At 66.5% G+C, this 9,264-nt stretch carries 8 protein-coding genes and 2 pseudogenes; 7 read left to right on the top strand and 3 right to left on the bottom strand.

Annotated elements, in window-relative coordinates; translation table 11 throughout:
- Positions 1-8 precede the first annotated feature (8 nt).
- The 5 genes and pseudogenes from NZH93_RS51420 to NZH93_RS17940 form a co-directional block, all read left to right on the top strand.
- A pseudogene (locus NZH93_RS51420) lies at positions 9-151 on the top strand (IS982 family transposase); the annotation flags it as partial.
- Between the two features lie 251 nt (positions 152-402).
- Positions 403-1,416: a PP2C family protein-serine/threonine phosphatase gene (locus NZH93_RS17955; RefSeq protein ID WP_259624249.1), complete on the top strand. Its 1,014-nt coding sequence runs from the start codon at positions 403-405 to the stop codon at positions 1,414-1,416.
- A 123-nt stretch (positions 1,417-1,539) separates the two neighbouring features.
- Entirely contained in the window at positions 1,540-2,007 is a 468-nt protein-coding gene (locus NZH93_RS17950) for a dTMP kinase (RefSeq protein ID WP_259624248.1), read from the top strand.
- Positions 2,007-2,360, top strand: a complete 354-nt coding sequence (locus tag NZH93_RS17945; RefSeq protein ID WP_259624247.1) for a hypothetical protein — start codon at positions 2,007-2,009, stop codon at positions 2,358-2,360. The genes NZH93_RS17950 and NZH93_RS17945 overlap by 1 nt, the downstream gene beginning before the upstream one ends.
- A 40-nt stretch (positions 2,361-2,400) precedes the next feature.
- A complete protein-coding gene (locus NZH93_RS17940; RefSeq protein WP_259624246.1) occupies positions 2,401-3,210 on the top strand; it encodes a methyltransferase domain-containing protein in 810 nt (269 codons plus the stop codon).
- Between the two features lie 15 nt (positions 3,211-3,225).
- Here the strand turns inward: NZH93_RS17940 and NZH93_RS17935 are convergent, their stop codons facing one another.
- Positions 3,226-5,061: an ATP-binding protein gene (locus NZH93_RS17935; RefSeq protein WP_259624245.1), complete on the bottom strand. Its 1,836-nt coding sequence runs from the start codon at positions 5,059-5,061 to the stop codon at positions 3,226-3,228.
- A 644-nt stretch (positions 5,062-5,705) separates the two neighbouring features.
- On the opposite strand from NZH93_RS17935, the gene NZH93_RS17930 reads away from it, so the two are divergent.
- Positions 5,706-6,278, top strand: coding sequence for a hypothetical protein (locus NZH93_RS17930; protein ID WP_259624244.1), 573 nt, complete (start codon positions 5,706-5,708; stop codon positions 6,276-6,278).
- Complete coding sequence (locus NZH93_RS17925; protein ID WP_259624243.1) at positions 6,275-6,529, top strand: hypothetical protein; 255 nt, start codon at positions 6,275-6,277, stop codon at positions 6,527-6,529. The genes NZH93_RS17930 and NZH93_RS17925 overlap by 4 nt, the downstream gene beginning before the upstream one ends.
- Before the next feature lie 17 nt (positions 6,530-6,546).
- Here the strand turns inward: NZH93_RS17925 and NZH93_RS17920 are convergent.
- Both NZH93_RS17920 and NZH93_RS17915 read right to left on the bottom strand, forming a co-directional pair.
- Positions 6,547-6,705: pseudogene (locus NZH93_RS17920) on the bottom strand (epoxide hydrolase N-terminal domain-containing protein); the annotation flags it as partial.
- 306 nt (positions 6,706-7,011) lie between these two features.
- On the bottom strand, positions 7,012-8,382 hold the full coding sequence (locus NZH93_RS17915; RefSeq protein WP_259624242.1) for a pyridoxal phosphate-dependent decarboxylase family protein: 1,371 nt from the start codon (positions 8,380-8,382) through the stop codon (positions 7,012-7,014).
- Positions 8,383-9,264 lie beyond the last annotated feature (882 nt).

The following is a 9,264-nucleotide window of genomic DNA, read 5'->3' as shown; positions in this document are numbered from 1 at the left end:
ACAGCTTCGATCTCGAACCGCACGGCGGCCGCACCATCGACGGCGTCACTGCCCGCATCGCCCAACGCGTCCTCGCCCTGACCTCGCGATCTGGCACAACCGCGCCACCGACCAGCCCGTCACCCGATCCCTGACCGCCTACGACCACTGATCAGTCAGGACTTGCTCGTCTAGGGGGCCGCCTACTCGTGGCCCCCAGGGGAGCACGTCGACCAAGGTTGCGGCGATCGAGTCGAAGACCGGGTCTTCCAACGGTTTGGTGGCAGGGTACCGCGCGGTACATCATCAGCATGGCCGCCACCGGTATTGGCGACGGAAGCGCGGCGCTGAGACCGCTCGTCCACCCCGTGCCAGCCGACCCACCTTTCGGACTGCGAATTCCGGCTCAACGTGCTGCAGCCGGTGACCACGCTGCCGCACACCGCCAAGCCGATGCTGATCCGCACGAGCACGGCCGGTCGTGCCTTCACCGCCCAACAGGTGTTGCTCGAGCCTGCCGAGGGCGAGGGCGTGGCCGCGTACGTGCCGGTCGCCGTGCGCGGTGATCGGCTGGGCGTGCTGATGGTGACCCTGCCCGAGGCTCCCGGCGAGAGCGCCAGGCAGGCGCTGACGGACCTGGCCACGGTGCTGGGCTATGAACTGGTGGTGGTAGAACGCGACACCGACCTCTACCTGCAGGCACGGCGCCGCGAACGGCTCACCCTGGCGGCCGAGATGCAGTGGCAACTGCTGCCGAGGCGTGGCTGCGCGCGCGAGGAGTCATCCTTGGGCGGCCAGCTCGAACCCGCCTACACCATCGGCGGCGACAACTTCGACTGGAGCGCCTCCACAGATCACCTGACCATCACCGTTTCCAACGGCATGGGCAGCGGTATCCGGGCGGCGTTGCTGACCAACCTCGCCATCAGCGCACGGCGCAACGCCCGACGCGCGGGTCTCGGCTTGGTCGATCAGGCGTGCCTGGCCGACCAGGCCCTCTACGCCGAGTACGGCGGCGCGGAGCACGTGGCGACCCTGCTGCTGCGCTTTGAACTGTCCACCGGGCGGGTGGCAGTCGTCGATGCCGGGTCACCGCACCTGCTGCGCTTGCGAGATGACCGGGTGGACCTCATCCCGTTCGAGGCCCAGCTGCCCCTGGGCATGTTCGACAGGACCGACTACCACGAGCAGGACTTCCACGTGGAGGCCGGAGACCGCTTGGGCGTGGTCAGCGACGGCGTGCGCACCGCACTCTCGCCCGGCGGCGTCGAGTACGGCGCGACGAACCTGGACCGGATCATCCGAGACTCGCGTAACCTGCCTGCCCCCGAGGCCGCCAGGGCGATCAGCACCGAGCTGCTCGACTACCACGAGGGCACCGATCTGATCGACGACGCGGTCGTGGTCTGCCTCGACTGGACAGGCACCCGCCACTGATGTGGCGACCGATGCTGTGTCCTGCCACAAAGGCGGCGGACGGACGACTACCAGGTGAGCGGCCCTCCAGCGCGACGGTTATGGCTGATCGCGACCGCGCCGATCGGCGCTTTGGTGGCCAAGTTGACCGAGACCGTCACGGGTCACGCACTGGCTTGCCTGTACGCCGCCGACCGACACCACCACGTCGAGACGGAAATCCTGCCCGCCCTCGACGACGGTCGGCTCGTCATCTCCGATCGCTACCTCGCATCCGGGTTGGTCGTCCAGCGCTTCGACGCGGTCGACCCGATATTCCTTCGGAACCTCAACGAAAAGGTCCACCGACCGGAACTTGCTGTGATCCTCGACGCCGACCCCGACGTGATCGCCGAACGGCTGCACGACCGCGGACCGCACAACCGGTTCCAGCACGCACCCGGCAGTAGTCACATCGAGGTCGAGTTCTATCGCCACGCCGCAGATGCGATGACATCGGCGGGTTTCGACGTGGTGCGCGTGGACTGCAGCAGTCGATCAGCGGCGCAGTCTGCCGCCTTCATCGCCAGGCGACTCATGCCGTTGTCGAGGCCGAGCAGGGCGGCGAGTTGATGAACGAGCCTGTCACCGAGCAGCAGGCGTTGCACCTCTACCCGGAACTGGGTGTGCTCCTCGCCGTGCGACAAGCCGGATGGATCTTCCGGGAACTTCGCCAAGACGGAGAAACGGTGGGGATAGCGGGAAGCTTCAGCCGACGGCAGTACTCGGACGCGATCTTCATCTTCGACCGTCACAACGTCGCTGCGGCCCGTGTGCTCGACGACTCCTACGGCGGCGGGTGCGTCTGGTCGCGGGAAAGCGCCGATCTGGAGGAAGTCGTCACCGACCTACTCGGTTTGCCGGAACCCGGCCTGCGTGGGGCACCTACGTTGATCAAGCACTCAAGCCCGCTGTGGACGCCGTGAAGCGACGTCATGGCCGTCGACGTGGTGGGACCACTCGATCGTGAAGGTCGAGGCTTGGGAGGGTGGTTCGGTGAGCACATCGCGGGAGCGGGTCCAGTCGCCGGACGCTGATTTCGTCGAGTCGCTGTGTTCGGCGATGGTCGAACACATGACAGAGCAGGGTTGGCTTCGGTCGGACGAGGTGGCGACGGCGTTGCTGCGGGTCCCTCGCGAGAAGTTCGCGCCGGGCTCGCCGCTGGAGACCGTGTACGCCGCGGAAGCGGTCGTGATCACCAGACGGGACGAGCACGGGGCACCGATGAGCTCGGTGTCGGCGCCCCGTATCCAGGCCATGATGCTCCAGCAGGCAGACCTGCGACCTGGCATGACGGTGTTGGAGATCGGCTCCGGCGGCTACAACGCCGCCTTGATCGCCGAACTCGTCGGCGCGGGCGGGGAGGTGACCACGGTCGACATCGACGCCGAGGTGGTCGATCGAGCCCGCGAGTGCTTGACCGCGGCTGGGTACGAACAGGTCCGGGTGGTGATTGCCGACGCCGAGCACGGTGTGCCCGAGTTCGCGCCCTACGACCGGATCATCGTCACCGCGGGTGCGTGGGACATCCCGCCCGCGTGGATTGACCAGCTCGCCGAGGACGGGGTGATCGTGGTGCCGCTGCGGATGCGCGGTTTGGCTCCACCGGCTCATCGACCACATAGTCCACGACGAACTCGGCCGCGAGCGCGGAGTCGTTGCGGGTACTGGCATAGCGACCACACATGGGTCCAGTCTCACGGTCCCTGGCCGACTTCACGACCCACGAGCCGACGCGTGGCGGCAGAAGCCCGACTGATGGTCGGGAAACGATGAAGCAGCGGTGTAGGACTACTTATCGAAAAAGTCCTCTCGGACTTGCATGAAGCCGTAGTGATGCGCCATCTCGACCAGCGCTGATCGAGCCTGACTCCGTCGGGATGCGGGGTCCAACCTCGAAGTGGAGGGCAGCGAGACGAATAGTTCACAGGGCTCGCCGCGGCGACCGCTAGGGCCGAAGGAATCTAGGTTGAGGACATCATCCAATAGCAGTGGCGGTCCCGGCAGTGACAGCGGGTCCGGCTGGTTGTGCCGCTCGTTGATGCTGACCAACAACTCGACCTTGGGCACATCGCTCCATAAGTGTCGCGTCGCAGGGTCCTGCGCGGCCAGCCGGGGCAGAAGTTCAGTCGCCGTCTCCCAAGCAGCCAGGAAGAACTCGAACAAATCGTCCACCGACCACCGAAGGTCTGACGTCGGATCAACTCCCAGAGCGCTGCTCCAGACGTCGAAGTTCTCGATCCGCACTTCAGCGCAGGTGACGACCGCGGAAGATGTCGCGGATGGCAAGGCCATCATCACCTCCGCGGCCAGCGCACGCCGGCCGTCCGGCGCACTGATCTCACTGGAGTAGCTGAATCCGTCTTTCGTGGTGTCGTGAGGGCCCGCCTCCCAGACAGCCGCGGGCAGTTCCCGGCCGCGCCGTAGCGACAAGGTCGTGGTGAAACTCGCCAAGTGGCTCAACGGCAACTGCTGGCAGACCATGTCCAAACGGTCTGGGGTGATCTTCATGTCGCTGATATCTGCCCAGGGCAAAATCGCCAGCACTCGCGCCCGCAGCAACGGCACTGTCCTGGGCGTCCAATTTCGGGTCCACGCGGACATTATTGTGTTGGCAACCGGGTCCGGTTCCCATCGCCAGTGCTGACCTTGCTGATCGGTGTCGCGGAGCAGTCGACCGCGGCCCCAACGACCTCCCGCCAAGGCCACAACCGTGGCATTCCGATCGACCGGACGGGTCTTGGTTGGGTCCTCAGCGGGAAAGCCCAGTGCACCCAGTGGCTCCCCGTCCGGCGAACCGCTGCCCTGTTCAAGCAACGCCTGCCAGATCTCCTCGGCAACCAAGACCGGTCTCTGATTCGACTGGCCACCCAGGACCCAGCCCAACGACTGACCTGGCGCCTCGAAGTGCTGCGCAACCCCCGGGCCGACCGAGGAGACATCGGAGACAGGATTGCCCAGCGTCACATCCTCCTCGGCGAGGACTTCTTGTGCGTGCTGGAAAGCGCCGATCCAGCCGGGCTCGCCACCGCCGATGATGTATTTCGGCTCTCCGTTGCGCTGCGGCGCTTGGGCGCCGGAACTTGCCCAACCCATCCTGGCATAGCGCTGGATGTCGTGCGGATGTAGCCAGACTGTGGCGTCCCCAGTCCGGATTGGGAACCCGACAGCGGTCTTGCTGACCTCGACGGTTCCGGTTGGCGCCGGCACGGCGAACGGTTGGCTGGCTTCAGGTTGGGCGGGGATGTCGATGACCAGCACACCCATCCCCGTCTCGCGCTCGATCCAGTCGACCGAGACCTGGCGCAAAGCGGGAATCACCCGTGTCGCGATGATCTGGCGGTACTTGTCGAGGTTGATCAGTTTCCGGGGCACCAACTTGAGGGCGTCGACGATCTCTTCGCCGTGTTCCTTCCGGGTGGAGAACCCCACCAGGATCAGTCCTCCGTCTGGAGTGTTCGCGAAGGCGGCCACGTCCTTCGCAAGTTCTTCCGGCCCCTTGGGCTGGTCCAGCGGGTAGACGCCCCGCTTGACGTCAAGCCAGATGCTCTCCCGTACGCCCAGTAGTGCGCTGAGATCACCATCGAGCAGGGCTTGTCGTGCACGTTCGAGGCCAGAAGTCGCCATGCTCGCATTATCCCCGGTCGTAGTCGGGTGTCCTCCCCGCGTAGAGCATCCGCTGTGTGGGCGTCAGCGCCTACACCGACGTCTTGGTGTGGACAGCGCAGTCACACGTGAAGGATTGGCATTTGGACTGGCACGCATGGCGCGACATGCCAGAAGCGCGGGTTCGCCCGACACGATCGAGTGGCACGGCAACACGCAATGTCGCTCGGGAACCTGCCTCACGATGGTGCGAGGCCTCGCAGTGTCGATCGTTCGCCGGGATTCCCGGATCGCAACACGACGACGCCAACGCCGATCTCACGCGCATGCTCGTGCGCACCGGTGTCGCGCTCGTCCCGTGATTCGCGGTGATGATCAATCGTCGTACAGCAGCACACCACACGTCGGCGTCGATCTGGTGCACGCGGTCGAGTCGACGAGCTGCACCTGATCACGGCCTGCAGTTACGGCAGGGTAGGGCACGCGGTCAACGATCTGTTCCACTTTCAGCCGGTGTGCTGCCCAGGCGGCGGTGACTCAGATTGTCGGTCATGACGGAGAGCAACGACACGTCGGAACCGGCCGAGTCGCCGACGGCACTGGACGCCGTGACTGGCGGGGTACCCAGGTTCCAACCGGCGCTGATCGATCGGGTCACGGGCTAGGTGGGCTGGCGGAAGCTGGCCGCGGAAATCGACATCAGCGACTCGACGCTGCGCGGGTGGCTGCACGAGCAGCGGCTGATCAGCGAGAGGACCCTGCGGACCCTGCTTGAGGCGAAGGGACTGGCAGAGGAGGAGATCCAACGGTGGACTCAACTACGGGAGCTGGCCTGTCCGCAACTGGGCCTCGCCACCCCGGCCGACGCCGACGACACGGTCCCCGGCGCGGAGAACGCCTCCCAGCACGACTGGCCGCAGGAAAGCAGCCATTCGTCTCACACTCCCGCAGAGTGCGGCTCCGGCCGCGACACTGATCGCGGTGGGCCTGGGGACGGGCTGGTTGATCAGGGTCCTTTTCGGCAGCGGCGCGACCTCGGGCACGACCATCTCCGGCACGCCCACCTCGGGTGCGGCCGCTGGCCGGCCCACAAGCGCAAGCGCGATACGGGCAGCATCAACACGCCGCCCAGTGGAGCACTGCGAGTCGCAGAGACCGGAGGTCCGCTCGGTTGGCGCGACCGCAGCCACCGCTCCTCGGCCGACGTGACCTTGCATTGCAGCTCAGTGACCAAATGATCAGCCCGGCAGCGCTCTCGGGTGGCCTCGCGATCACCCAAGATCACCTCGACCGTACCGACCTGGTCGTGCTGGTCGGCCACGACGGCCTCGTTGAATGGTCCTCCCACCGCGACCACGACGCGCCAACGCGCCCGACGCCTGAACAGCACTTACACGATCACTTGGCAGGCTTCTCGCATACCCAGGTAGCTCTTGCCATGCCGACAGAACCGGAAGCGGTGCCGCTTCGGCGCCAATGGAGGCCGTGACACGCTCCTTAACGACAGGCCCAGCTGCGGCAAAGCTCCTGCGCATACACCAGCGGCAAACCCTGTGACCAGTCGTCCACCGGCTCGCGCTCGGGCCACCGCGCCCGTCGCAACCGTGCACGCAGATCCGCGATCTCGGCTTCGGTGATGCTGACCTCGAATGGCTCGGCGGACATGGCAAGGCTCCTTACTGGTCAAGGCGTCCTGGCCTTCTGGCTTGGTTGAAAGCGGGGGAGGTGGGCCGCAGCCACGTCCGTGCCCGCTCGCCGGTTCGGGCTCTCCGACCGGAGTCGCATCGCCGCTGGGCACGCGCGGGTCTCCTTCTGGCACAAGGAGACCCGACGAAGAACATCAGCGACTCCCTATCCATCAAGGACGTGTGGCGCGGCGGCATCCGTCACGCCGGGCTCTGAGAGTGACCGGCGGTGACGAACCCTACCGGGTTCCTCACCGCGACACCGCTCGCACGCGGTTGAAGCCGTTCAGTTCGCTGCCGCCACGCGAAGGATCGCCGCGGCCGAGCGCTCGACGTCCGACTCGGTGGTCGACCAGTTGGAGACCGAGATGCGCATGTAGCGGCGACCGCGCCAAGTGGTGCCGCCAAGCCAGCAGGTGCCGTCGCGCTGAATGGCGTCGATGATCGCGTCCGTCCGATCATCGTCGCCGAACCCGACCAGCACCTGGTTCAGGACAACGTCGTTGGCGATCTCGGCACCACCTTCGGCGAGGATAGCGGCGAACAGGCGCGCAAGGCGACAGCTGCGGTCGACGAGGTCAGCCACACCATCGCGCCCCAGCTCCCGCAAAGCCGCCCACACCGCGAACACGCGTGCGCGACGCGATGCCTCGAGCGTGAGGTCGCCCATTCGGGACAACTCGGCAGAGCCGGCGAGGTAGGGAGCGCGATAGGCGATGGCCTTGGCGTGCAGTGCCGGGTCAGCGCAGAACGCGAAGCCGGAGTCGTAGGGGACGTTCAGCCACTTGTGGCCGTCGCACGCCCAGGAGTCGGCCAGTTCCAGGCCGTCGACCAGTGCTGCTGTCGCAGGGTTGGCGCCGGCCCAGAGTCCGAAAGCACCGTCGACGTGCACCCAGGCTCCGTGCCCCTTCGCGAGCGTGCAGGCGGCGCGCAGGTCGTCGCAGGCACCGGTGTTCACGTTTCCCGCCTGCAGGCAGACGATCGTAGGTCCCTCGCCCGCGGCCAGAACCCTGGCCAGATCCTCGACGTCGATCGCGCCCTGCGGACCCGCGGCCACCACCTCTATCGCCCTGGTTCCGATCCCGAGCAACCTCAGCGAACGGTCGATGGTCGCGTGCCGCTCGGCACTTGCGACAACTCGGAGAGAGGGCGCCCCAGCCATACCGTCCAGTTCGACGTCCCACCCGGCTTGAGCGAGGACGTGGTGACGCGCCACCGCGAGTCCGACCGTGTTGGCCGCCTGGCCACCGGTGACGAACCCGGTCGACGCGGTGGCCGGAATGCCCAGGAGATCCCTGAGCCACCTGCCGGCGACGTCCTCCGCGCTGGCCGCGGCCGGCGAGAGAGCAGGGTTGAAGCTGTTCTGATCCCACCCCGCCGCAAGGATGTCCGCCGCGACCGCAGACCTCAAAGCGCCACCGATGACCAACCCGAAGTACCGCGGCCCTGCCGTTGCCACGAGTCCTGTCTCGGCGACGCGAGCTAGTTCCTCGATGACGATGTCAGGAGAGCTGGAGCCACGCGGAAGTTCTTCTCCGAAAGCCTTCCGAAGGACCGCTAGATCCACGGGCTGCGCGACAGGTCGATCACCCAGGCCAGCCACGTACTCGGCAGCCAACTCCGCTGCTCGCGAAAAGAGAGAGTGCTCTTCGTGCATGACCGTCCTTCCAGGATGCCACGAGTAGATGGTTTCGTCAGACTCTCATACGCCACGCCGACGATTGGGTGAACGACGCTGCCACTTGCCTCATCTCGGTGCCGTCGCAGATTCCAGGCGAGTTCCGCGACGCCACACGACACGGGTGTGGCGTTCGGTGGCCAGGGCAGTACCCGTGACCAGCGTGAGCAGGTCGGCGACGGTCACGCCCGAAGCGCGACCTCGGTGATCGGCGAACCACCCAGCACCTCACACACCGCCCGGTAGCGGTACTCAACCACCGCCGGCTGATCCACATCCCGCCCGTTCTGACAGCCACCACGTGCGCGCAAGCCAAGATCACGAACAGCATCCGGACGTCAAGCATCTCCTGAGAACAAACGGTCAAGGATGTCCTGAGCCCTCACAGCGACACGCTGGACAAGATGATCGACTAACTCAACAGTCACAGGGAAGCGAGGACGCCGTCGCGAGCACTCGCTTCCCTGCGGCCCCGGTCACCCTGGCCCCGTCTGGGTGGCTCTCCGACCTGCGCTGCACAGGAGCCGTAGACCCCCAGTCCGGTTAATCGAAGGTCAGTTTGATTCCGTACGGAGAGCTCGGTGGCTGCCTTGCCCTCCGCGACGTCGGCCGCGCCGATCACCGGTCTTCACCGGCCCCGGTCCACGGCTGCGGCGAGTGTGAGGCGGAGCGGGGATCATGACGCGAAGCCGTCACAGCAGGCCGCTCATGGCAGCCCGGTGTGACGGCTTCGCGTCATTGTCGCGTGCGACGTCGCCAGGCCGTGGTGCGGCAGGCCGGAGAGCGGTAACGAGCATCGGCGCGCCGCCGGACGCCGGCCCAGACCACCGCGCCGCACACCGGGCAGACCGCCCGGCCCAT

The organism is Umezawaea endophytica, from assembly GCF_025061645.1.
GTDB classification, from domain to species: domain Bacteria; phylum Actinomycetota; class Actinomycetes; order Mycobacteriales; family Pseudonocardiaceae; genus Umezawaea; species Umezawaea endophytica.
Note: the sequence above shows the minus strand (reverse complement) of the source record. Positions and strands in the feature narration are given on the sequence as shown.

Coding starts and splice junctions, on each gene's coding strand:
- NZH93_RS17945 (WP_259624247.1), top strand. CDS start 2,007: ATGAACGAGCCTGTCACCGAGCAGCAGGCGTTGCACCTCTACCCGGAA.
- NZH93_RS17935 (WP_259624245.1), bottom strand. CDS start 5,061: ATGGCGACTTCTGGCCTCGAACGTGCACGACAAGCCCTGCTCGATGGT.
- NZH93_RS17925 (WP_259624243.1), top strand. CDS start 6,275: ATGATCAGCCCGGCAGCGCTCTCGGGTGGCCTCGCGATCACCCAAGAT.
- NZH93_RS17915 (WP_259624242.1), bottom strand. CDS start 8,382: ATGCACGAAGAGCACTCTCTCTTTTCGCGAGCAGCGGAGTTGGCTGCC.